The 25,187-nt window shown below is 46.0% G+C and carries 20 protein-coding genes; 9 read left to right on the top strand and 11 right to left on the bottom strand.

All coding sequences use genetic code 11. The annotated features are described in order from the left end of the window. The first annotated feature begins 14 nt into the window (after positions 1 to 14). The 3 genes from AC27G9_RS00220 (at position 15) to AC27G9_RS00210 (ending at position 3,793) form a co-directional block, all read left to right on the top strand. On the top strand, positions 15 to 866 hold the full coding sequence (locus AC27G9_RS00220; RefSeq protein ID WP_487069811.1) for a CorC family transporter: 852 nt from the start codon (positions 15 to 17) through the stop codon (positions 864 to 866). An 11-nt stretch (positions 867 to 877) separates the two neighbouring features. Beyond that, a complete protein-coding gene (lnt, locus tag AC27G9_RS00215) occupies positions 878 to 2,389 on the top strand; it encodes an apolipoprotein N-acyltransferase (RefSeq protein ID WP_487069809.1) in 1,512 nt (503 codons plus the stop codon). A gap of 129 nt (positions 2,390 to 2,518) precedes the next feature. After that, positions 2,519 to 3,793: a Xaa-Pro dipeptidase gene (locus AC27G9_RS00210; RefSeq protein WP_487069807.1), complete on the top strand. Its 1,275-nt coding sequence runs from the start codon at positions 2,519 to 2,521 to the stop codon at positions 3,791 to 3,793. A gap of 9 nt (positions 3,794 to 3,802) precedes the next feature. Here AC27G9_RS00210 and AC27G9_RS00205 read toward each other — a convergent pair whose 3' ends face one another. Beyond that, positions 3,803 to 4,432 carry a DUF7010 family protein gene (locus AC27G9_RS00205; protein WP_487069805.1) on the bottom strand — a complete coding sequence of 210 codons (630 nt, stop codon included), beginning with the start codon at positions 4,430 to 4,432 and terminating at the stop codon, positions 3,803 to 3,805. Between the two features lie 140 nt (positions 4,433 to 4,572). Here AC27G9_RS00205 and AC27G9_RS00200 point away from each other — a divergent pair, with 140 nt between their 5' ends. Together AC27G9_RS00200 and AC27G9_RS00195 are read left to right on the top strand one after the other, a co-directional pair. Further along, complete coding sequence (locus tag AC27G9_RS00200) at positions 4,573 to 7,584, top strand: ligand-binding sensor domain-containing protein (protein ID WP_487069803.1); 3,012 nt, start codon at positions 4,573 to 4,575, stop codon at positions 7,582 to 7,584. A gap of 59 nt (positions 7,585 to 7,643) precedes the next feature. After that, entirely contained in the window at positions 7,644 to 7,793 is a 150-nt protein-coding gene (locus tag AC27G9_RS00195) for a DUF2256 domain-containing protein (protein WP_487072019.1), read from the top strand. 2 nt (positions 7,794 to 7,795) lie between these two features. Here the strand turns inward: AC27G9_RS00195 and AC27G9_RS00190 are convergent, their stop codons facing one another. Beyond that, a complete protein-coding gene (locus tag AC27G9_RS00190; RefSeq protein WP_487069801.1) occupies positions 7,796 to 8,548 on the bottom strand; it encodes a TSUP family transporter in 753 nt (250 codons plus the stop codon). Between the two features lie 284 nt (positions 8,549 to 8,832). On the opposite strand from AC27G9_RS00190, the gene AC27G9_RS00185 reads away from it, so the two are divergent. Further along, positions 8,833 to 9,048: a VF530 family protein gene (locus AC27G9_RS00185; RefSeq protein ID WP_487072017.1), complete on the top strand. Its 216-nt coding sequence runs from the start codon at positions 8,833 to 8,835 to the stop codon at positions 9,046 to 9,048. A gap of 683 nt (positions 9,049 to 9,731) precedes the next feature. Beyond that, complete coding sequence (locus AC27G9_RS00180; RefSeq protein WP_487069799.1) at positions 9,732 to 10,439, top strand: PEP-CTERM sorting domain-containing protein; 708 nt, start codon at positions 9,732 to 9,734, stop codon at positions 10,437 to 10,439. A gap of 616 nt (positions 10,440 to 11,055) precedes the next feature. Here the strand turns inward: AC27G9_RS00180 and guaA are convergent. Then, a complete protein-coding gene (gene guaA, locus AC27G9_RS00175; RefSeq protein ID WP_487069797.1) occupies positions 11,056 to 12,633 on the bottom strand; it encodes a glutamine-hydrolyzing GMP synthase in 1,578 nt (525 codons plus the stop codon). A gap of 68 nt (positions 12,634 to 12,701) precedes the next feature. Further along, positions 12,702 to 14,171 carry an IMP dehydrogenase gene (gene guaB / locus AC27G9_RS00170; RefSeq protein WP_487069795.1) on the bottom strand — a complete coding sequence of 490 codons (1,470 nt, stop codon included), beginning with the start codon at positions 14,169 to 14,171 and terminating at the stop codon, positions 12,702 to 12,704. 101 nt (positions 14,172 to 14,272) lie between these two features. On the opposite strand from guaB, the gene xseA reads away from it, so the two are divergent. Together xseA and AC27G9_RS00160 are read left to right on the top strand one after the other, a co-directional pair. Next, entirely contained in the window at positions 14,273 to 15,637 is a 1,365-nt protein-coding gene (gene xseA / locus AC27G9_RS00165; protein ID WP_487069793.1) for an exodeoxyribonuclease VII large subunit, read from the top strand. 147 nt (positions 15,638 to 15,784) lie between these two features. Next, a complete protein-coding gene (locus AC27G9_RS00160; protein ID WP_487069791.1) occupies positions 15,785 to 16,903 on the top strand; it encodes a hypothetical protein in 1,119 nt (372 codons plus the stop codon). Between the two features lie 53 nt (positions 16,904 to 16,956). Here the strand turns inward: AC27G9_RS00160 and der are convergent, their stop codons facing one another. The 7 genes from der to pilW all read right to left on the bottom strand — a co-directional run bounded on the left by der (position 16,957) and on the right by pilW (position 25,165). Next, positions 16,957 to 18,402 (bottom strand): ribosome biogenesis GTPase Der, encoded by a 1,446-nt coding sequence (der, locus tag AC27G9_RS00155; RefSeq protein ID WP_487069789.1) that lies wholly within the window; start codon positions 18,400 to 18,402, stop codon positions 16,957 to 16,959. A gap of 135 nt (positions 18,403 to 18,537) precedes the next feature. Continuing rightward, positions 18,538 to 19,794, bottom strand: a complete 1,257-nt coding sequence (gene bamB / locus AC27G9_RS00150; protein ID WP_487069787.1) for an outer membrane protein assembly factor BamB — start codon at positions 19,792 to 19,794, stop codon at positions 18,538 to 18,540. Positions 19,795 to 19,816: 22 nt separating this feature from the next. Further along, positions 19,817 to 20,437, bottom strand: a complete 621-nt coding sequence (locus AC27G9_RS00145; RefSeq protein WP_487069785.1) for a YfgM family protein — start codon at positions 20,435 to 20,437, stop codon at positions 19,817 to 19,819. A gap of 41 nt (positions 20,438 to 20,478) precedes the next feature. Next, on the bottom strand, positions 20,479 to 21,756 hold the full coding sequence (gene hisS, locus AC27G9_RS00140; protein ID WP_487069783.1) for a histidine--tRNA ligase: 1,278 nt from the start codon (positions 21,754 to 21,756) through the stop codon (positions 20,479 to 20,481). A gap of 81 nt (positions 21,757 to 21,837) precedes the next feature. Next, positions 21,838 to 22,959 (bottom strand): flavodoxin-dependent (E)-4-hydroxy-3-methylbut-2-enyl-diphosphate synthase, encoded by a 1,122-nt coding sequence (gene ispG, locus AC27G9_RS00135; protein ID WP_487069781.1) that lies wholly within the window; start codon positions 22,957 to 22,959, stop codon positions 21,838 to 21,840. Positions 22,960 to 22,961: 2 nt separating this feature from the next. Then, positions 22,962 to 23,981 (bottom strand): RodZ domain-containing protein, encoded by a 1,020-nt coding sequence (locus AC27G9_RS00130; RefSeq protein WP_487069779.1) that lies wholly within the window; start codon positions 23,979 to 23,981, stop codon positions 22,962 to 22,964. Positions 23,982 to 23,989: 8 nt separating this feature from the next. Beyond that, positions 23,990 to 25,165: a type IV pilus biogenesis/stability protein PilW gene (pilW, locus tag AC27G9_RS00125; protein ID WP_487069777.1), complete on the bottom strand. Its 1,176-nt coding sequence runs from the start codon at positions 25,163 to 25,165 to the stop codon at positions 23,990 to 23,992. Positions 25,166 to 25,187 lie beyond the last annotated feature (22 nt).

Genomic DNA, 25,187 nt, shown 5'->3' with positions numbered 1-25,187 from the left:
GAAACACGGAAATTATGAACGACGACAACCCCCACTCTACCAACGGCGCTTCGAATAAAAGTTGGTTAGAAAAAATCAAACTGACTTTCTCCGGAGAGCCGAAAAATAAGGAAGAGCTTGTTGATGTCATCACTGAAGCCCAGCAACGTGAAGTCATCGACCCCCAAACCCGAGAAATGATTGAAGGCGTCATTGGCGTTAACGAAATTCGGGTTAGAGACATCATGATTCCTCGCAATCAGATGATCACCATCGACATCGACCAATCTGTAGAAGAATTTCTCCCGGTGATGCTGGAATCTGCACATTCGAGATTTCCGGTCATCAGTGAAGATAAAGATCATATCGAAGGCGTACTACTTGCAAAAGACTTACTAGAATATGCTTTCGTACCGGGTAAAGAATTCAAATTGAGAGACGTGTTACGCCCGGCGGTTATCGTACCCGAAAGCAAGCGCGTTGATGTATTGCTTAAAGAGTTCCGTCAAGAACGCTATCACATGTCTATCGTCGTTGATGAATATGGCGGTGTGTCAGGCTTGGTGACCATTGAAGATATTCTTGAACTTATCGTCGGTGAAATTGAAGACGAGCACGATGCAGAAGAAGATGGAACGGATGATATTCGTCCATTGAACAAACACACGTATTCTGTGAAAGCATTAACGCCAGTCGATGATTTTAATCGCTTCTTTGAATCTCAATTAAGTGAGGAAGAAGCGGATACCATTGGCGGTATCGTGCTGAAGGCTTTCGGTCACATGCCCGAGACCAATGACGAAATTGAGATCAATAATTTGCATTTCAAGATCACCCATTCCAACAAACGCCGACTCGTGCAATTGAAGGTAACACTGCCGTCATAGGAATTGCCGCATTGAAAATCAAAATCCCTTTTGTTTTAGCGCTACTTAGTGGCGCTAGCCTCACTTTCGCCTATGCGCCGTTTAACCTTTGGTACATTGCGCCTATTGCCTTGATTATTGCTATCAGACAACTGGCTATGGTCAAACGCGAACGCGCCTTTTTCACGGGTTGGTTGTTTGGCTTAGGCTGGTTTGGTGCCGGTGTTAGTTGGGTTCACGTTAGTATTGCCGATTTTGGTGGTTTGCCCTTGGCAGCGTCGGTTGGCATGATGTTTTTGTTATGTGCCTACCTCGCACTGTTTCCAGCCATTTCGTTCTATTTGGCCAAACGATTCGCGTCAGTGGCAGCGTGGCCATTGCTGCTGCCGGCTTGTTGGTTTGTCGCTGAATGGTTTCGCAGTTGGTTCTTATCAGGCTTCCCCTGGCTCTCACTCGGATATAGTCAATTACACAGTCCGTTAGCCGGCTGGCTTCCCATAGTGGGTGAGACAGGTGTTACCTTATTGATTGTCATGCTATCCACCAGCTTGGCCATTTCAATCCAGCGTACGGGCCGAACGACAACCTTCATCATGCCGGTATTATTGACCTTAACGCTAGGCATTGCTGGCTTAGTGCTAAACCAGGTTGACTGGACCCAACGCCACAAGCCCTACTCCATTGCAATGGTTCAGGGTAACATCGCTCAGTCTCTGCGCTGGGCACCAGAGCATGACGGTCCAACGATGGAAAAATACCTATCGCTTACCGACCCACTTTGGCAAAACGACCTTATCATCTGGCCTGAAGCAGCGATTCCCAAAATCGAACCGCTCGCACAAGATTACATTGCCTATGTCGACCGTTTGGCGGGCCAAAACAATACTTCGCTTGTCACTGGCATCGTCAACTTCAATTTAGAAACCGATGAAGCTTGGAATAACATCATCGTGTTGGGTAATAAAGAACGAAACGATAATGTCGGCCAGTATCGCTATTTTCATGGTAACCGCTACGCAAAACACCATTTGCTACCTGTTGGTGAAGTTGTCCCTTTTGAAGATTGGTTAAGGCCACTGGCACCGATATTTGATTTGCCCATGTCCTCTTTTGCTCGCGGCGATTATCAGCAAACCAACTTGGTTGCAAATGGTATTCATCTTGCGCCGTCATTGTGTTTCGAAATAGCCTTTCCGCGTTTGTTGAACGCCAACCTTCACAACGACACTGACTTCATTATTACGGTGAGTAATGACGCTTGGTTTGGCGCATCCCATGGCCCAGACCAACACTTGGAGATTGCACAAGTACGTGCAAAAGAGTTTGGCATACCCGTATTGAGAGCGACGAACAACGGCATCACTGCATTCATTGACGAGAAAGGGGACTTGATCTCTAGGCTGCCCCAGTTTGAAGCAGGTAGTTTAACTGCGACCCTCTATTCGACCAGAGGCCTAACACCTTACCGACGCTTTGGTGACACCTTCGGTTGGGTAGCAACATTGTTATTACTGGTTGGATACCGATATCTCTCTCGTCGATAAATATTGCGTTTTTATCCAATAAAAATCATCAAATTCGTACAAACCCGCGTACACTCCTAAAAGCAAACAGACTCGTCACGTGAGTCTGTTTGCTATCGCAATAACAAACACACTAACTAAGGAATTCTCATGAGATTGTTATTCATGATGATTAGCACTATGCTGCTCGCTTGTTTTTCGCAAGCTGACACCCTTGTCATCACTGCGGATAGGGTCGTCGACGTAGACAATGGAAACGTTATAAAGCACGGAATGGTAGTGATAGAAAATGACACCATCATTTCCGTTAGTAAACAAAACAAAATGCGCTATCCAGACAATGCTGTTGTGATGGAATTAGGAGATTACACCCTAATGCCTGGAATGATGGATATGCACGTTCACCTCACGTCTGATGCAAACCTGCATGGCTATAAGCGACTTCAAGTTTCATTACCTAGAGCAACAATCACGGGGGTCAAACACGCCGAAACCACCTTGATGGCGGGTGTAACAACGGTGCGTAACGTAGGCGCTCCAGGTTTTGCAGATGTCGCGCTCAGAGACGCGATTAACGATGGTGATGTGCTTGGCCCACGTATGTTTGTCTCAGGCCCGTCTATTGGCGTAACAGGAGGACACTGTGACACCAATCTGCTGCCTTACGAATATAAAAACTACAGCGAAGGCGTTGCCGATGGCCCATGGAAAGTCAAAGAGCGAGTCAGAAGAAATATTAAATATGGCGCCGACGTTATTAAATACTGCGCTACCGGAGGTGTACTTTCTAAAGGCACTAAGGTGGGTGTACAGCAATATACCTACGAAGAAATGAAAGCCTTGGTTGAGGAAGCACATATGCGTGGGCTAACCGTTGCCACGCATGCGCATGGAACACAAGGTATTAAAACAGCAATCAAAGCTGGCGTAGATTCTGTGGAGCACGCAAGTTTACTGGATGAGGAAGGAATAGCGTTAGCTCTTGAACACGGTACATACTTTTCTATGGATATCTACGTAACTGAATACATCCTCGGCGAAGGTGAAAAAGCGGGCATTCTGCCTCAGAGCTTAGAAAAAGAGAGAATCGTTGGCGCTCGTCAGCGTGAAAGCTTCAAAAATGCAGTCGATGCTGGGGTCAAAATGGTGTTTGGATCTGATGCCGGAGTCTACCCTCATGGCGACAACCTGAAACAATTATCTCGTATGGTGACATTTGGGATGACCCCCATGCAAGCATTGCAAGCCGCGACGATTCAACCTGCAAGATTGTTGAAACAGCAAGACAAGCTAGGCAGTCTACAACCGGGGAAATTAGCCGATGTGATTGCGGTCAAAGGTAACCCCTTAGAAGACATGACCCTTATGGAGAATGTGGACTTAGTAATCAAGAATGGCCAGATTGTTAAATCGTTGGCAATGTAGTCGCGTCACTTATTGGGGAGCGGATGCTCCCCTATTCATTTTCCAAAACATCCAGCCGGCAACACACAATTCTATATAGGCCCCTAAAAATGCACTTAAGCCAGCGCTAAACTGCATGACATAAGACATGCACGCTGCGCCAATCAGCATGGCAGCCGCTACCCAGTAGGCCTTAATCCCATAAACTGTTTTGAGAATTAAATATCTGACACCCAGAGTAAAAAGCGCAATTTCGAACAACATTGCAGGATCTTGTCGGCTGGCAATAATGGCGACAATCAATCCACAAATGAGGAAAAAGTTAGCGTCATTCGTCAAGCGCGGCAGAGGGTTGTTATTGATATGGCGACCTATTGCCATGAACTCACGCATCACCATGATACCCAAAGGATGACATATAACCATAGCACTCAAGAAAACAGGCTGTGCAAGTGTTTGGCCTTGCACGATATGAAGCCAACCTGCGACAAACCAAACTAGCCCCGACGCAAAAATAACGGGTGCACCTCCGAAATAAGCACGGCGCATATCTAACTGAGCAATATCCAAAGTCATGATGATTCTCGTAAATGAATCCTTGAGTACATCTAGCAGTGCTGCTATTCGCCTTTTTCTCTCACTTACTCTAATGACAACCATGATATTGCACTTGATAAATCATCAATATTGAGACACGCTGAACATAGGCATGTTGCGGATTTATCTAATAAGTTGCGCAGTTGCCCTTTTATTGGTTAAAACGGGATTAACCATGATGAATTCTGGTGGAGCTTGACTCAGTGTTATTCGATGTAAATGTTAAGCAATGGGGCGTCAGAGCCTTCTTTTTTTTATTCTTACTGACGAGTTTATACTCGCCATCGAATGCTATCGCCGATACCTCCCCGATTCCCCCCTTCATCCACTACGGTGTAGAGGATGGCCTATCGCAAATTACTGTCCATGATTTTGTTGAGGATAAACAAGGTTTTATTTGGTTGGGAACACAACGCGGTATCGACCGTTTCGATGGCCACCAATTTACCCAGGTCATTAAAGGTGAAGCGCCCTCTGGCCTACCCGGTTCCTCTGTTTATGCGCTCGAGCTTGACCCAACGAGCGGGCTCATTTGGGCTGCAACCATTGGCGGCCTCGCATTGTTTGACCCAATATCCTTTCAAGTCACACACATTCCACTTATCGACCACGGTGGTTACCGCCATCAGTCAGCTCGCTCTCTGTTTTTTGATGCGACAGGTCAACTGTGGGTCGGCACCGAGAATTCATTGTTTGTGTATAATGCCGACACAAGCCGGTTCATCCCTGCACCGGGGTTTTCCGCTCGATTAAAGAATATTAATCACATTACACAAGATGCTTCCGGTTTGTATTGGCTCGCAACCGGAGATGGACTGTATATTTATGACACAGAATCGGTAACGGCCGTTTTAGCATCAGAAATCAGTACTGAGTTAAACAGCTTATTGTATGACGAAAAGGGCTTTTTGTGGGTGGCATCATCAGGTCTGGGTTTGTTAAAACTCGATATTTCGGATACTGCCGATATACAAATCAATAAATCCTACACCCCAGAAAGCAGTAATATTGATTCCATCGTCTTTGATATCATTCCCCGCCCTGATGGCAGTATATGGGTGGCGTCATTTGAACACCTAATAGCAATAAATGAAGAACAAGACAGAGAGGTCCTTGATTATACGGCAGGTTTAACTCGGGACATTAGCCAAAGCAAAGCGAGAGTTTATAGCCTGTTTGAAAATAGCCAAGGGGTAGTCTTCATCGGTACATGGGATAGTGGCTTTTTTTCCCACGACCCCAATTCCATTAAATTTAAACGGCTAGACTATAGCTCTGACGTCAATACCTTTAGCGTCTCTGTTGGGCCAGAGCAGTCTCTATTGCTAACCAATTCTGAAGGGCTTTGGATTCGATCAGAAGACAATGGTATTGAGGGGCCCTACGATATCACCCAATCATTTTCACAGCTAAAATCAAAAGGCTATATCTCTCGGGTTTTATACGACGACAAGCGCGACATGTCATGGGTGGCTGGCCGCTTTGGTTTGGGGCAGTTTAATCAAAATACAAAAGCCTTTTCATTGACCCAACACACCAATAGGCAAGGTTACTCACTTTTACTCACCGACAACCACAATACCCTTTGGTTTGGTACCTATAACAATGGGCTGTACAAGCTCAATGCCGACACCCTATCAGAGATAAATCATTGGCAAATGCCCTTAGTCATCAATTTGTTCCAGTTCAATCAAGACGAACTATGGGCAGCAACATTGGGCGGCTTGTATCGTGTGCTATTGAATAGCGATACGGTTCAATTATTTGAACATGAGTTTAACAATGACAAAAGCATCAGTCACAGTGTTGTGACCAATGTGCATCCTTTGTCGGAAAACGAGTACTTAGTTACCACGCAGGCTGGGGGCGTGAATTTAATGACTGTCTCAGGAAAAACGGCCGGTGATGTGTCATTTAAACGAGTCTATCGAGACTCAGTACTGAATAGTCTATCCATTGGCGGCGTCGTCACCGACGACAGCGAGAATCTGTGGCTAAGCACGACCCAAGGTATCGTGCAATTGAATCCGAAATCCGGTGAAACCACAGAGTATAATTCTAAAAACGGTGCATTTGACTCAGGCTATTATATCGGGTCCACGGCACAGGATGCACAAGGAAAAGTCTACTTTACCGGTGTAGAGGGCACGACCGTGTTTCACCCGAATGAAATCAAGGTATCTGACTATCAACCCGAGGTGTACTTTACCAGCTTGTCAGTGATGAGTGAGCCCTATACCGCATACCCGTTCCCCAGCACAGGCAATAGTGCGCAGCCCGACGGCGTGCAAATCAATTTGCCACATGACACCTTGTTTATCAGTGCGGATTTTGTTTCGATTGATTACGCAAACCCAAAGTCTAACCAATATGCTTATCGCTTGCTTGGCCTGAATGACACGTGGCAGGCCCTGCCCTCGCAGCAATATTCCCTTACCCTGACCAATCTCAACCCCGGGCATTACACCTTAGAAGTCAAAGCGACAAATATCGATGGGGTATGGAGCGACAAAGTCGCTCGCCTGAACATCAATATTTTACCTCCTTGGTGGCAAACGCCAGTTGCCATCTTTATTTTCGGAATCGCGTTCTTAGTGGCGCTCTACACTATTTTTAGATGGCGAATTTCTATTGTTGAAGCTCGCTCACAGAATTTGAGTAAACTCGTTGAAGAGCGAACCCAAGAATTAGAGAGAGCAATCGAAAAACTGACGAAACTATCGGCAACAGATCCACTGACCGGTTTATTAAACCGTCGCGCATTTAATGAAAGAGCAACTCGAGAATTTACCCGCTTCAAACGAGGCGGCAAAGCCTTCTGTCTATTATTGATTGATATTGATTACTTCAAGTCGATAAACGACCAATATGGCCACGACATCGGTGATAGTGTACTGGTGCAGTTTTCTGAAAATATGGCAAAGCGCTCGCGCCCCCACGATATTATTGCCCGTTGGGGTGGAGAAGAGTTTTTAGTATTACTGCCAGATTCCGATCAGGCCGACGGCATAGCTGCCGCCAAAGAGATAAGCAATAGCGTGCCTCATGTCATCGTCAATGGTTTACAAAAAACATTGGGTTTAACCATTGGCATTGCCGAAATTTCCGATGCTCATGACTCTATAGAGGCCTGCATCAAAGAAGCAGACCAGAGACTCTACACGGGCAAGGAGAATGGCCGAGGATTAATTGTGGGTAGTCGTGGTATCCAATAACGCAGTGTGATCGTTAGCCATTCGTGCAACGTACTACAGCGTTTAATGATACGTTTGCAATCATGCACAAAAAGTTAAACCTACCATCAAAAGTTTGTCCCGTCTGCGACCGCCCATTTTCATGGCGAAAAAAATGGCAGCGCAATTGGGAAGCGATCATTTATTGCTCTGAAAGGTGTCGGCGCAGTAAACAACGGAGCCGTTCGTGATATCAGAATACAAGCTCTGCGTAATTTACCCATAACAGCCGAAGTGCTAACAATGTCAAGACTATGCGAAAACCCACTTTAAGGTAACCCTGAGGAATGCGTTCGAGCATGTGCAGCCCTATCTTCGTCCCCAAATACCCACAAAAGATCATTGCGGCAACCAACACTAGCCATTCTGAAAAAATGAAGCCAGCGGCACCAAAAACGATGAGTTTGACGGTGTGCTGGGCCGTCATGCTGGCGGCAAAGTTAGCAGTGTAATGCCACCGATTGGCACTATTGACGTTCAGCCACGCTGCGACTAAAGGGCCTGAAGCCCCTACGAATATACTGGCCAAAGTGGTTGTTACTCCACCGATAAACATACCTAAACGCGTCTGCCCAATCTTCAAAGCGGGCATATTCCCCCAACAAAGCCACAGAATAAACAAACCAACAATTAGCGGTAGCCACTTGAAGACCATATTGCCGATAAAGAACAGGCCTATGATTGTCGCTAGTAATGCGCCAAGCAAGAATGGGACTACCCGACTGGGTTGCACGTGTTTCTTAGTAAGCCATAAACGAAACCCATTAGAACCGAGTTGCACCATCCCATGAACCGGAATCAGCACAGATGGAGGCAAAATACTGGCCATGATCACTAGCACCAACGCGCCACCTCCTACGCCCAAAGATGAGGTAAGAAGTGACCCTAAAAAGCTTGATAACAATAGTACGAAAAACTCGGTCAATGTGACCGACAAATCAAACATGTGCACTCCATACAATGACAAGGGCAACTGACAATTGCGATTCGCCTCTAAGATTTCATCGTTCACTTATCCATGATAATGGCACCTCGCCCACTCTGCGTTGCGCAGACGAAGCAAAAACGACTGTAACAACGATAAGCGAAGCTCGCAGCCCCCCAATGTGCCACGCTCAAGTAAATCTGTACAATGCTACACATTAATACCCGTTATTGTTATTACTATCACTACTCATACATTTACGAGCCGCTATGCTAGTATTGCCCTTTTACTATTGGCATTACACCATGAACCAACAACCAAACAATCCGTTGCACGGCATCACATTAGAAAAAGTCGTTACTCAATTAGTCGAGCATTATGGTTGGGATACGTTATATACCAAAGTAAGAATTAACTGTTTTAGCAACGACCCATCGATAAAAAGTTCATTGAAATTCCTACGAAAAACGCAGTGGGCGAGAGACAAGGTTGAATCCTTGTACGTAGATACGTTTAAATGATTTGCACAAATACTTCGTACTCTTTGACCCGCCTTACTCCATAAGTACCGAATATAGTCAATTTGTTAGCGAAATTCCGACTAGACATTAATACAGTTAAGCCACCAATAGAGATCTTCAAGGGCTCTATCAGGCAAAGGAACTTAATTGTGGGTTGGTATTGTTTGCATCACTGGCTATACTGACCGCCCGCTAAAAAGCGCCGTCATGTTTTACGATGTAACGTCAAATGCTCAGTGCTTACTCCTCTTTATTTGGGCCTTTATCTAAATAATTAATGCCGCTTTAACGCCGTATAAAAAGTGTCGAACTAGAGCTATTGAGCTTTTTAATTATTGAGACGTGTCTACTACACAATGGTGTTTGGGGCGGGCAAGCTTAACGCCATCATAGTCCGATGTTCATGCATTATTGGTTCTTTATAGCTGGTCATATTTCACACCGATCTAAAAGGCCCGAAGAGTTAAAATTTATCGCTATTCTCCATCCTACTGAAAGCACCAATTTGTGCTAAGAAATACATTCTATCGTCAGTTTTTTTTACAAATTTGATATCAAAACGAAAACGTAAATATTAACTTCATAAAAAACAAGCATTTAAATAATGGCAAAGTTTATGCTATAGGCTTTGGTGCAATTTTGACCAGTTGTTAAATTTATGACTAACATAAGGAAAATGTAAAATGAAAAAGACAATTGTATCTTCTCTTTTGATATTGCTTGGCTTCAATGCTAGCGCAGCTATTATCGAATATAACGACGTAACATCTTTCAATGCTGCCTTGACGGGCGGAACCACAACCCTTGAAACCTTTGATGCCTCATCTATTGGCCAATTGACTCCCGGAGTAGAGCGCGCTTTCGACGGATTTGGTTTATCAGTTATCGGCTCACAACAAGGTGCCGGAATTGCGAGTGCTGCTCAGGTAAACGGCGCATCTGGAACATCTATTAATAGTACAAACAGTGTTGCATGGGGTGAACGCTTGTTTTTTAATGGTACATTAGATGGACCAGATTTGGTGTTTCGTTTCTTCGCGCCCATTACGGCTTTCGCATTCGACTTCTCTGATTCAGATAGAACTGACAGCTACAGTGTTCAATTCGATAGCGAAGCACCATTTGCACTGGACGTTCCCTCCAATGCTACAACTTTTATCAACTTTTTCGGATTCGTAAGTGATACTTCATTTACTACGATAAGATTTAGCCAAACCGCTACTGGTGGTTTCACAGAGGCTTTCTCAATCGATAACATAAGAACCAACGGATTTCGTACTCAACAAGATGCCGATAACGCCACTAATGTGTCGTCACCAGCAACAGTAGCATTGCTGAGCTTGGGTTTGGTTAGCATTGCTCTTCGCCGCAGAAAATCTTCTAAAAAGTAGTCTTCACTAGCGAAACACTAGATTTAAAACTGGTCCTAGAATAAGTCGACACTTATTTGCTTTTTAAACGCCCGATGTATTTCATCGGGCGTTTTAGTGTTTACCACTAAGTTTTACTCCGAAAAAACAATCGACGACGTGCTCACTCTCTAACCCCATAGTATACATAAACGTACTTACCTGTGGTTTGTACGCGCTCCCAAGATAAGTTCGATACAAGTTGTCACATACATTAGTATCAATGCATGAAACACTTTTCATTTTACGTCATTAAGCACGGTATCTCGTCTATGCCGCTGCAATACCCCCAGAACTATCAGCGAATAACAACCCCTTTTTTACACTCAAACAGTTCTATTGGAATGCCAACAAAACTAACCTAACTATTACTGAGTACGTGTTCCACAAGGTCAAAATTTATAACAACATTAACAATAATAGGCCTCGTCCTTAAGCCAAAGTGGACAAACTAAAATCGTCAACAAATATTGCATTAGTTGTTATAGAAAATAGACTATTTATTGTTCGACGCTCAAACAGCAACAAAAAAGCCCGCTAAAAACAGCGGGCTCACTTGAGTCTGTACAGAGCAGGTTAAGTAACGTTTATCTACAAATTACTCCCACTCAATCGTCGCTGGTGGTTTACCAGAAATGTCGTAAACCACTCGTGATATCCCATCGATTTCATTGATGATACGGTTTGAAACCTTACCAAGGAAGTCATACGGAAGATGAGCCCAATGTGCAGTCATAAAGTCGATAGTTTCGACAGCGCGAAGCGACACAACCCAATCGTATTTGCGAGCATCACCCATCACACCCACAGAACGCACAGGTAAGAAGACGGTAAACGCCTGACTAACTTTGTGGTAAAGGTCAGCCGCATACAGTTCCTCAATAAAGATGGCATCAGCACGGCGAAGTAAATCACAATACTCTTTTTTGATTTCACCCAATACGCGCACGCCTAGACCAGGACCAGGGAACGGGTGGCGATACAACATGTCATAAGGTAAGCCCAATTCCAAACCGATCTTACGCACTTCGTCTTTGAACAATTCGCGTAATGGTTCAACCAACCCTAGCGTCATATCCTCAGGCAAGCCCCCGACATTGTGGTGGCTCTTAATGACATGGGCTTTACCCGTTGCAGAGCCTGCTGACTCAATTACGTCTGGATAAATTGTACCCTGCGCCAACCATTTAGCATCAACCCGTTTTGACGCCTCTTCATCGAAAACGTAAACAAATTCATTACCGATAATTTTGCGTTTTTTCTCTGGGTCTTCTTCGCCTTTAAGCGCATTCAAGAAACGCGTTTCCGCCTCCACTTTGATGATATTGAGCCCAAAGTGATCACCAAACATATCCATCACTTGTTGCCCTTCATTCAATCGAAGTAAGCCGTTATCCACGAATACACAGGTGAGTTTGGGACCGATCGCACGGTGCAATAGCATCGCAGTGACAGATGAGTCAACGCCGCCAGATAACCCAAGAATCACTTCATCATCGCCTACTTGCGCTTTAATTCTAGCAATGGCATCTTCGATGATAGCGCCCGCTGTCCACAGTTTTTCGCACTGACAGATGTCCAACACAAAGTGCGACAGTAACCTTTCACCTTGGCGAGTATGCGTGACTTCAGGGTGGAACTGTACGCCGTAGAATTGCTTTTCTTCGTTGTACATTGCCGCATGCGGGCACGATGGTGTTTGCGCGACGGTAACAAAACCATCTGGAATCGTGGCGACTTTATCACCATGACTCATCCAAACATCGAGCAAGGCGTTGCCATCGCTATTGATGTGATCTTCGATTTGCGCCAGCAATGGTGATTGTTCAATCACTTCTACCTGTGCATAACCAAATTCGCGTTTATCTGAGCCCGCAACGCTACCGCCAAGCTGTTCAGACATTGTTTGCATACCATAACAGATACCCAACACAGGTACGCCAGCATTAAATACATATTCAGGCGCTCTTGGAGACCCTGTTTCTGTCACTGATTCAGGGCCACCTGATAGAATAATGCCGTTAGGATTAAACGCTTTAATTTGCTCTTCAGTGACATCCCATGCCCACAACTCACAATAAACGCCAATTTCCCTTACACGTCTCGCGATGAGCTGGGTGTACTGGGAACCAAAATCCAAAATCAAAATACGTTGATCATGTATATTCGCGGTCATGTTTCTCGCCTGTCATAATAAAAAATAAAAGGGCTGAAAAATTCAGCCCTGCATAGAAATGTTGTGGATTAACCCAATCGGTAGTTTGGTGCTTCTTTCGTGATGCTAACGTCATGGACGTGAGACTCACCCATGCCCGCGGCAGTCACGCGCACAAACTTGGCTTCTGTACGCATCTTATCGATCGTGCCGCATCCGGTAAGACCCATTGCTGAGCGCAAACCACCCATCTGCTGGTGAATAATATTCGCAATCGGTCCTTTGTATGCCACTCGCCCTTCAATGCCCTCTGGCACCAATTTTTCCGCGTTTTTGCTGTCTTGGAAATAACGGTCTGATGAACCGTGGCTTTGGTTCATTGCACCAAGAGAGCCCATGCCGCGGTAAGACTTGTAGTAACGCCCCTGATACAGCTCTACTTCACCCGGTGCCTCTTCAGTTCCAGCAAGCATACTGCCCACCATGACACAACTCGCGCCTGCGGCGATAGCTTTAGCAATATCGCCCGAATAACGAATACCACCGTCGGCAATAACAGGGATATCAGTATCAGCCAGTGCCGCAACTGCATCAGATACCGCGGTAATTTGCGGCACACCACAACCGGTTACGATTCGAGTAGTACAAATCGAACCTGGGCCAATACCCACTTTTACAGCATCGACGCCTGCATCAGCGAGCGCTTTCGCTCCCTCGCCTGTTGCTACATTACCCGCAATAAGCTGAATGTCTGGGTAGCTATCACGGATTTTTTTCACTCGCTCAATCACACCTTGAGAGTGACCGTGAGACGTATCAATAAGCAATACGTCAACGCCTGCATCAACCAACAACGCAATACGCTCATCGGTACCTGGGCCAACACTAACCGCGGCACCAACCCGTAAACGTCCTAATGAATCTTTACACGCATTCGGTTTATTTTCCGCTTTTTGGAAGTCTTTAACGGTAATTAGGCCGGCGAGTTTAAAAGCATCATCGACGACTAAAATTTTCTCGATACGGTGTTCATGCATTAAATCGAGGACTTGGTCAGAATCAGCGCCTTCTTTGACCGTCACGAGACGCTCTTTTGGCGTCATGACTTTACTGACTGACTCATCCAATCGCGTTTCGAAACGCAAGTCACGTCCAGTCACAATACCAATAAGGTTGTTGTCACTATCTGTAACAGGGAAACCGGAGTAACCCAGCTTCTTACTCATTGCAATCACTTCGCCGATTGTCGCATCAGCTGTCACTGTAACGGGATCAGAAACCACACCGCTTTCATATTTCTTAACTTCGCGAACGTGATTTGCCTGTTGTTCTGGCGTCATGTTTTTGTGAATAAAACCAATACCGCCCTCTTGAGCAAGAGCAATAGCCAACCTCGCTTCGGAAACTGTGTCCATAGCGGCGGAAACCATAGGGATATTTAATGTGACACCACGAGTTAAACGAGTCTGCAGATTCGCAGTGTGGGGAAGAACGTTTGAGTGGCCAGGCACTAACAATACGTCATCAAAAGTAAGCGCTTCTTGAACAATTCTGAGCATGCAACAACACCTTTAGGAGTGAGGGTTAATTGCCGCGCAATTGTAGTGTTTTTTATTATTCAGGTAAACTCTATTTGTCATTAACATAGAAAATAGTTTGCATGATTACGAATTCTTCCTCAGAAAACCGCCAAATCCTTACGGTAACCAAGTTAAATCGCCTATCTCGAATGTTGTTAGAGAGCGAAATTGGTTTGATTTGGCTCTCGGCTGAAATCTCCAACTTTGTGCGGGCCGCTTCTGGTCACTGGTATTTTACGCTCAAAGACAATAAAGCTCAGGTTAGAGCAGCCATGTTTAAAAATGCCAACCGCCGCATTCAACAATTACCCAAAGAAGGAGATAAAGTGCTGGTTAGAGCCAGCGTGGGCTTGTACGAGCCAAGAGGAGATTACCAGCTGATCGTTGAGCACCTCGAAAAAGAAGGACAAGGAACGCTCAAACAAGCCTTCGAAGCACTAAAAATGAAGCTGTACAACGAGGGGTTGTTTGCCTCCGATATCAAACAGCCTTTGCCGAATACCATTAGTAGAGTTGGTATCATTACGTCATCCAGCGGCGCTGCATTACACGATGCACTCACAGTATTAAAGCGACGTAGCCCTACTACTTCTATCATCGTCTACCCATCCATGGTTCAAGGTGAACTAGCGGCAGCCCAACTGATTGAGGCAATTGCAACGGCTAACCGTCGCCAAGAAGTCGATGTCATACTGTTAACTCGCGGCGGCGGGTCGCTTGAGGATTTATGGTGCTTTAATGACGAGAGGCTCGCGAGGGCAATTCGACAGAGCCAGATTCCCATTGTCAGTGCCGTTGGCCACGAGGTTGATGTCACAATATCGGATTACGTCGCAGACATGCGAGCACCGACACCGTCGGCTGGTGCGGAACTACTCAGCCAAGATCAAGAAGTGCTAAAAGACGCCGTCACATCCTTGTTTAATCGCTTACTTCAAAGTTGGCAGACTCAACAGCATCAAAGACAACATCGCTTGGCCATTGCGCAACGAGACCTCAAAACTGAGCACCCCTCGGTGCGCATTCAAAACCAGATTCAATGGCTCGACAGGCTTACACTTCGACTAGAGAATCAAATCACGCACCGTATGAACGCCAAACGCCAAGCGCTGAGCCGTTTGGACAACCGTTTGAGTCAGCACAATCCAAAGTATGCGCTGGCACAATTGAGAGAGAAACAAGAAAGTCTAACCAATAGGTTAGTCAGCTCAACTCAAGTTTACTTGAGCCGTCTGAAGCAACAACACGCGTATACTGCACATCAACTCAACGCAGTAAGCCCATTGGCCACACTCGGAAGGGGCTACAGTATCACGTTTCACAATGATAAATCTGTCGTAAATTCTGAGCAACTCACCGTAGGTGACACCATTAAAACGAAACTACATCAAGGCGAAATTGTCAGTACGGTAAGTGAGATTAGTCACGACAATACAAGTGGTTAGAACGTAAGCAGGAAAAACAACGTCGTGAATCTTGCGGAAAATGGACGTAATCATGGGGTGAATATCCAAAATTTACCCCAAATTAAAAGTTGTGCTGGGCGAAATCATGGTCCACACTACGGGCTCATCAACTATTGTGAAGATTGAGTGAAGCGATTTTTTATTACTAGCGCATTGTTGGGGTTAGTAGGTTGTCAACAAACGCCGTACCTAACCGATAACGCCGAACAGCGCCAATCTCCCAAGGAAGGGCAGGAAACACAGGTAAATGCTGTGCGTCCTGCACTAGACTTTTTCTCGTCTTACATGAGCGAAGCGGGTTCCAATCAGTGTTTGTCCAAAAACAGTAACTCGCCATGTGTGGAAGATGCTATTCCAGCGGAGGCATTTTTCAATGCCCTGAAACAAAGCCAGCGTTTTGTCGATGTTTTACCCTCAAGTAACCAACACGATTATCAGGTATTGATCGCCAATGAAGCTGCGCAGGTTGCACGCACATCTTGGCAAAAATTCCAAGGCAGCGTGTTGGGTGACCAACGTTACCGCGCTGACACTACAACCTATTTCACTGAAATATCACTTCAGTGGAGAGGATTGGAAATTCACAGTGAAATGTTTGAGCTCGACGTTCCCACTCAAACCGATCCTGACAATGCAAAATTGGCGTCACAAGTCGTGGAACAATGGGCCGATTCGTCCGAATCTCAAGGGATTTTTACGCCAAGCTACCTGTTTGCAGCACTGAAAGCGAGTGATTATCAACGAGATTTAAAAATCCCCGCTAATATCGGAGAATTTGAAAACACCGATACCCAACTTTACCCTGACCCATTTAAAGGTGTGATTTCGCGCTATATCCATCCGATATACGAAAATGCAGTCATGGACATTACTGTCTATCCTATTTTGCAAGATATCAATACGCCGTTGCCTGATTTGCTGAATTTTGAGATGCAAAATGAACTGCATCAAGCGCAAATGGTGGCAGAAGCGAGGCAAACACCATTGGTTGTTGATGTACCGCCCTCCCCTTTTGAAAGTGCAGGTAATAGTGGTTATCGCTTAGCACTGAGCGCAACAGGTACAAATGGTGAACCCATGTTTGCCACCAGCTATGTGTTCAAAATGGAAGATAAGATAGTAAAGTTTAGTGGCACCTTTCCACCGCGAATTGCCGATGATTTGGTCAGCCGGACTTTACCGTTAATGAATGTGCCCGGTGAATCCGAATTAATGGCAGAGCTGAGGCAAATTGCGCATCAATGACGTATACCGATACTTGCCAATAAAAAAGCCGCATAACGCGGCTTTTTTATTAGCTATTTTTTGTTAGCGTGAAACGCCATCATACGCTTGCGCTTTCTTTGCTGCGCAAGTGTTAGTTGGTTCTTTTTGCCTTCGAATGGGTTGCTACCCTCTCTAAATTCTATGCGAATTGGAGTGCCCATTACATTGAGCGACTTGCGATAATAGTTCATCAAGTAACGCTTATAGGAACTTGGTAAGTCCTCAACCTGATTGCCGTGAATAACAATGACTGGGGGATTATAACCACCCGCATGGGCATACTTCATTTTTACTCGCCGTCCGCGTACCAATGGCGGCTGGTGGTCATCTTGAGCCATTTCCATAATTTGCGTCAGCATAGAAGTATTCACTCGAGTCGTTGCACTCAAGTACGCTTCTTGAACCGACTCGAACAAGTTACCCACGCCTGTGCCATGCAAAGCAGAAATAAAGTGCAATCGCGCAAAATCGATGAAACCTAAACGTCGATCTAGTTCGCGTTTGATTTCATCTTTAATGTCGGTATCCAACCCATCCCACTTATTGACTGCCAGTACCAAAGAGCGACCAGAGTTAAGCACAAAGCCCAACAAACTCAGGTCTTGATCAGATATTCCTTCTCTAGCATCAATGACCAACAGAACAACGTTCGCTTCTTCAATGGCTTGTAAGGTTTTGACGATAGAGAACTTCTCTACTGCCTCGGTCACTTTTTTACGTTTTCTTACCCCAGCAGTATCGATAATGACATATTCGCGCTCATCTCGTTCCAGCGGTATATAAATACTATCGCGGGTCGTGCCTGGCATATCGTAAACAACAACACGCTCTTCACCTAAAATGCGATTGGTCAACGTTGATTTACCCACATTCGGCTTACCTACAATTGCAAGCTTAATAGGCTGAGATTGGATACGCTCAAGTTGTGTCTGTGCATCTTCTTCCTCATCGATAACCTCTTTTTCAGCGGTCATATCTGGGAAGGCTTCTGCTAAAGGTGCTAAGCCTTTTGCCAACAACTGACTAACACCACGACCATGTGCGGCAGCAATCTGATGCACGTCACCTAAGCCAAGAGAATAAAACTCAGCACTTTCACTGTCGCCATCGATGCCGTCGACTTTATTCGCGACAAGGTAAATCTGCTTTTGTGTTCGTCTGAGGTAATCAGCAATCCCCAGATCCGCTGGCAACACACCGGCTCTAGCATCAACCAAAAACAACACTACATCAGCTTCTTCTACAGCGAGCAGTGACTGCTGTGCCATGTGAGCGTCGATACCTTCTTCATCTCCAGTGATACCGCCTGTATCAACCACAATAAACTGACGTTGGTCAAACTTAGCCTGACCGTACTTACGGTCTCGAGTTAAACCGGGGAAATCCGCAACAAGTGCATCCCGAGTATTAGTCAATCGATTGAACAAAGTGGATTTGCCAACATTCGGGCGACCCACAAGAGCAACTACTGGTAACATGAAGAGTATCCGGTATTAAAAATGAATGAGTCAGCACTACTGGCTGACACAAATCAGCCGCGTACATACGCGGCTGAAGACTATCTATAAATTATAAACGTAAATGAGCGGTTAACCAGCTCGACTACGCAACCATTACTGGTTCGGCATAGTGATCGCGTTGACTTCACCATGGCGAGTAACAACAATTAATTTGTCGTCTACGACGAGAGGACTCACGTAAATCGACTCATCCTCGTCATCACTGCCTACTTCGAGGCGCGCGACTATATCACCATTCTCTTGTGTGAACCAGTGCAGGAAGCCGTACTTATCCCCTGCCACTATATAGTCACCAAACGGTTGTGGTGCAGTCAAAACACGCCCTTTTAGGCCACCCTGAGACCACAATTCAACGCCGTTACGACGATCAAGGCCATATACATTTGAATTGACATCAGTGACGAATAAGCGATTGCCATCCATAGTCACATTGCGGAAAGAGCCGTACTCACGCTTCCAAACCACACGACCACTGCGCAATTCTACTGCCGCCAATGTGCCATTGTATGACACAACGTAAACCATTCCCGCGTATACAAGTGGCGTCGTGTCGACGTCGACAATACGTTCAAGCTCAGTAGCACCCGTTGGTGTGCCTATGGTTGCTTCCCACGCCGGTAAGCCTGAGTCCAAAATATTAACTTGTAACTTACCAGAAGCCGTACCAACGATCGCACCGCCATTTGACGCAACCGGAGAAGAAATTCCACGTAAGCTCAGTGGAGGCACATCAGATTCATGCTGCCACAATTGCTCTCCTGAATCGGTATCAAGGGCGAACATAGTACCTGAGCCGGTATTGAGCACTAGCGTGCCGTTGTCGATAGAGCCAGCCGCTAAGATTTCACCTTTAACGGCAGTTTCCCAAACCGGTTCACCTGATTGCGCATCAAGCGCAATAACCACCCCGTTTTCGGTACCGACAAATAGTTTGTCATAACCTAGTACCAAACCGCTGATTTTCGCCGACTCGCCGCTTTTCCATAAATTGGAAATGGAAGATAGGTAGCCTTCGTCACGGAAAATCGCAAAGTCTTGCTGCCATATGGGTTTGCCCGTTTGCGGGTCCAACGCTTTTACCTTGCCATGACGGTCCGCTACATAAAGCTTCTCGTAGCCGTATACCGGGCGAAGATTAGAGTAGTACTTTGACACGCCTTTGCCGATATCGGTATCCCAGACCACTGAAGGTTGAAACTGAGCATTGAGTGGCTTAAGGCGACGAATCTCAATCTCTTCTTCTTCCGCGAACCAATCCGCAATCGTGCTGCACCCAGACAACGCTGCAAGAGTAAGTGCAGCAACACCAACTTGGCGCAGTGCTTTAAACGATGTATTTGTTTTGAACATAATTCCGTTACTCCTGTGCCATTTACGCGTCAGTTTGTAACGATAAATTGTCTAACTTCATCTGTAGCAAACGATTATTCTCGTTAGATTCAAGTGCCGCTGTGTAGGCCACTCGAGCTTGTTCAGGTTTGCCTTGTTTTACGTAGGCATCGCCTTTCAATTCTTCAACCTGTGGTTTAAAAGACGCTTGCTGAATGGCATTAAGTGTGACCAGTGCTTGGTCTGCTTGATCAAGTTCCATCTGAACACGGGCAAGTCGCAAACCTGCAACAGCCGAAACCTCAGGCGCGATAGGCGAATTGAAGACGCGAGCCAATTCCGTTGCCGCTTTTTCAAAATCACCCTCATTGACCGCTTGCTGAGCCAATACCAAGCCAGCGATGTCAGCGTACCCCGAATCCGTTGTTGAACTAATAAACGCCGATACGTTGGCCTCGCCGTTTTCATCAACTAAGGTTTCTACTGCAGTTTGATACGCTTCTGATGCCGCTTCTTTTGCCGCAATTTGCGACTCGTCATATTCGCGCCATCCAATTAAACCGCCAAAACCCACGACTGCACCAATGATTATTGCAGTGCCGTGGTCTTTCCAAAACTTTTTGATCGCTTCTACTTGTTGTTCTTCTGTTGCAAACTGTTCCATTACTTACCTCTAATACTACCGACAGTGCCGGCTAATGGGTATTACTCTAAAAAAGTATCCAATGTATCAGCAAGTGCATCAACACTTACTGCGACTTGTTCTTTGTCGTTCCGCAAGGGTTTAACACCCACTTGCTTCGCGTTCATTTCTTCGGTGCCGATTAAGATAGCCACTTGAGCACCGGTTTTATCTGCTCTTTTCAGCTGTTTCTTAAAGTTACCGCCACCACAATGCATCATCACTCGCAAATTCGGTCTGGCGTCACGCAACGATTCTGCCACCTGCATAGCAAAGCCTGCCGCCTCATCGCCCATTGCAGTGATATACACATCGGCATTGCTGGCATCCACATTTATGGTCTCAAGCGTGGTAAGTAACAGTACCAAACGCTCCATTCCCATGGCAAAACCTACCGCTGGTGTCGACTTACCACCAAGCTGCTCAACCAAGCCATCGTAACGGCCACCAGCACAAACTGTACCTTGGGCACCAAGACTGTCAGTTACCCACTCAAAAACCGTGCGGTTGTAGTAGTCCAAACCACGAACCAATTTGGGGTTAACTTTGAATTCGATTCCCGCTTGCGTCAAACGTTCACATAAAAGTGAAAAATGTTGCTTAGATTCTTCATCTAGGTGGTCCAGTAGTACAGGCGCATCTTTGACTAACGCTTGGACTTGCGGGTTTTTACTATCGAGTACACGCAGAGGGTTGGACTCTAAACGGCGCAGAGAATCCTCGTCCAACTGGTCTTTGTGTTCAGACAAGAAGGCAACTAACGCGTCGCGATAGCGAGCTCTGGCTTCATTTGAACCCAGAGAGTTTATTTCTAGCGTTACCGCATCAGATATGCCAAATACTTTCCACAATCTAGCGGACAACAAAATGACTTCTAAATCGATATCCGGACCGTCCAAACCATAGGTTTCAACACCAAACTGATGAAACTGGCGATAACGGCCTTTTTGCGGACGCTCATGGCGGAACATCGGCCCCATGTACCACAAACGCTGTTGTTGATTGTAAAGTAAACCGTGCTCGTTTCCTGCGCGAACCGTACTGGCGGTTCCTTCAGGTCGAAGAGTCAGACTATCGCCACTGCGATCGTCAAAGGTATACATTTCTTTTTCAACAATATCAGTCACTTCACCGATAGAGCGCTTGAAAAGAGCGGTGTTCTCTACAATGGGCGTGCGAATTTCTTGATAGCCATAATTCGCGACGACTTGACGAAGCGTACTTTCAACACGCTGCCACACTCCCGTTTGTTCTGGGAGACAATCATTCATTCCGCGAATAGCTTGGATAGTTTTAGCCACCTGAGGGTCTCATACAACTTATACATAAAAGCCCCGCATTATAGGGGCTTTAGGGTTAAACAACAATCAAAGACGCGTAAATCACGCTTCTTTTACAGTAACTGGGATTTGATTCTTCTCATCGAGTTGTGCCGCTTTTGCTCGAATTCGCGTTTCAAGTTGAGACACTAGTTCGTCGTTGGCCAAACGCTCTTTTTGACGTTGCCCATCGAGATAAAAACCGCTCATATTACGTGCCCCTGTTAAGCCCAGATCCGACACTTCCGCTTCGCCTGGGCCATTCACGACACATCCAATGATGGATACGTCCATTGGAGTTAGCACGTCTTCCAAGCGTTGCTCAAGCTCATTGACCGTACCGATTACATCAAATTCTTGACGAGAGCAACTTGGACAAGCAATAAAATTGATACCGCGAGAACGAATGCGCAATGATTTTAAGATATCAAACCCAACTTTGATTTCTTCAACCGGATCGGCTGCAAGAGACACTCGTAACGTATCGCCAATCCCTTCAGACAATAACATACCAAGCCCAATGGCACTTTTCACCGCGCCTGCGCGCTGGCCACCTGCTTCGGTAATGCCCAAATGCAGTGGTTGTTCAATTTGCTTTGCCAACAGACGGTAAGCACCCACCGCTAAAAACACGTCAGATGCTTTAACGCTAACTTTAAACTGGTCAAAGTTGAGTTTATCTAGGATGTCGACATGGCGCATGGCAGACTCAACAAGCGCTTCTGGTGTTGGCTCACCGTATTTCTCTTGTAAATCGCGTTCCAAAGAACCACCGTTCACGCCGATTCGAATCGGGATATTTTTGTCTTTGGCACAGTCGACAACCGATTTCACACGTTCCATGTTTCCGATATTTCCAGGATTGATACGCAAACAATCCACGCCGTACTCAGCGACCTTCAATGCGATGCGATAATCAAAATGAATGTCCGCCACTAGTGGCACGTCAACTCGTTGTTTGATGTGCTTGAACGCCTCGGCTGCATCCATTGTCGGTACCGACACACGAACAATTTCGCCACCTACGCCTACAATGCGGTTAATTTGGTCTACCGTTGCATCCACGTCAGTTGTCAATGTATTCGTCATCGATTGCACGGCAATGGGAGCACCGTCGCCGATGGGGACATTGCCTACATTGATGCGCGTAGATTTGCGTCGTGTTATTGGGCTTTCTGCAAACATGTTTATTCCTGTAGAGGAAGGCTAAAACGCGCTGTGCGGCCAGTAGGAAATTGGCTCATATCAACGGGCTCTCCCTCGAATTCAATACTAACGACTTGGGGAGCCCCCAAGGTAACGGAAAAGGGTGGGCTACCGGGTACAGGCATCACTCTGCCCGCCTTCTTGGTACCGTAGGCTACGCGTTCACCGGTGACATCTTCAATACTCACCCAACAGTCATCTGCAAAGGTCAGTACCAGGCTGGATACGATACTATCAGATGAACCTTGCTCAGTTGCCACTTGCGGGCTTTCTGTTTCAGTTAATTGCGTGTCCAGCGCCGCACCATCGATAGCTGCATTAGATGCTTCCTTGTTGTCCTCACCAGAGAGCAACGTACTATTTAGATCTGTTGATTCGCTGAGCTGAGCTACATCTGAAGGTAGCGTCGTATCGCCCTGGTTTTGTTCCAGCGCTTCGCTCGTTGCTTCAATGCTTTGAACTTCGTTAGGCAATACTGCAGCAGGCGCTTGTGATACGTCATTTTCGCCTTCCGCGATATCCGCTTGTTCGGTTTGTGCGGTTTCAGCGCTTGATGAGGTAATCTGCGAGAATAGTCCAGTATCACCATCTTGTTGGTACCACCAAATGACTACGCCGGCTAAAATGACCGCCAAGATAGCATAGGTAACCATCATCCAACGGTCATCTTGTGCTTGATTAGCCACCTTGCGCGAGAAGCTTTGTAATTTAGCGGGTGCTTGAGGGCTCGTATGACGCGTTTCAAACGCACTAACCACATCGCTTTCATTGAGCCCAACGTGTTTGGCATAGAGCTTAACGTAACCCTTTGCGAAAGTCAGTGAAGTGGCATCGTCAATGACGTCATTCTCAATTGCCGATATTTGCTCGGCTTTCAAGTACAGCTTTTCTGCGATCTGCTGCACCGAGAGTTGGCGTTGCTCTCGTGCTTGTCGCAACATGTTACCCGGACTGGGTAATGTATTCTCTTGTTCTTCAGCTGACCTTGCTTCTGAATCCATTGTACTACCTATTCAACTTGCTGTTCTGGTGGCACTAACCAAAGCACCATACCTTCTCGAATTGCGCCTGCATCGCTCAAATTATTCCACTCTTGCAGCGATGCCATTTTAATATTGTATTGCAATGAAATCCGGTAAAGATTTTGTTGCTTTTGCACGATATGTTTGACCGGATTACCGTTCTCAGTAACGTCGGTATCAACAGTTTGCCGTTGTTTTACTACCGCCTCTTTTTCTACTTGGGGCTGAACAGCTTCGGTTTCAACTTGCGCTACCTCACCTGGTTCTGAATTCGCCGGCTTATCGTTAGTTTCCACTTTGTCAATAACTGATGTTGACACCACTTCAACAGGTTTTGGCGCCAATGCTTGTGTTTCTTGCTGAGTCGCGACGGCCTTTTTCTTTTGTGAGATTTTTATCACAGGCTGTTGAGCTTGGGTGTCTTCATAACGCTTGGTTAGCGGGTTATCCGGATACATGCTCTTCAGCATTTCGCCATACCCCTCTGCCGTATCAAAGTCTTTTTGCCCTCTCGCGATTTCAACGGCCAACCACAACGTATCTGGTGTCACTCGTCCTACTCTTTCATATCGACGCAGGCCAGCTTTTGCCTCTTCCCATTGCTCTGATGCAACATAGGCTTGGGTAAGCAACAACAGTGATTTCGCTCTGGTTGGTTGGTGGTTTAGCGCCATTTGGAAATACTTGATAGCGTCTTCCAGTTCACCTTGCCCTTGAGCACATAACGCCATGTTTTCATAGGTTTCAGCTGAATTAGCATATTGCTGATTGTTAACGGCTTTGAGGAAAAATTCCGTGGCTTCTTTATAGCGCCCTTGTTGGCACAAAAACGCCCCGTAGCTATTGGCGATGTCAGCATCTCTTGGCGCTAGAGACAACGCATTATCAAATGCTTCTTCTGCTCTGGCGACTTCACCCACTTGTTGGTAGTAATAGCCCAGCGCGTAATGCGCGTTCGCTAATCGAGGGGCATATTCTAGTGCTTTATCAAGGTTCGCCTTGGCTTGGCTAAAGTTGCCATTTTTTAAATACGTTAGGCCAAGAGATATGCGTGTTTTCGCTGCATCAGTCTGATTGAAATCGTCACCGGCAAAGCCCCTCGGTTGAGGTTCGCTCACACAGCCGGTGAGAAGAAGTAATGTTGCAACAAGTAAAACACGCATAGGCAGTCCAAATCACGCAATT

The organism is Alteromonas sp. 5NS40-0096, from assembly GCF_057544385.1.
Note: the sequence above shows the minus strand (reverse complement) of the source record. Positions and strands in the feature narration are given on the sequence as shown.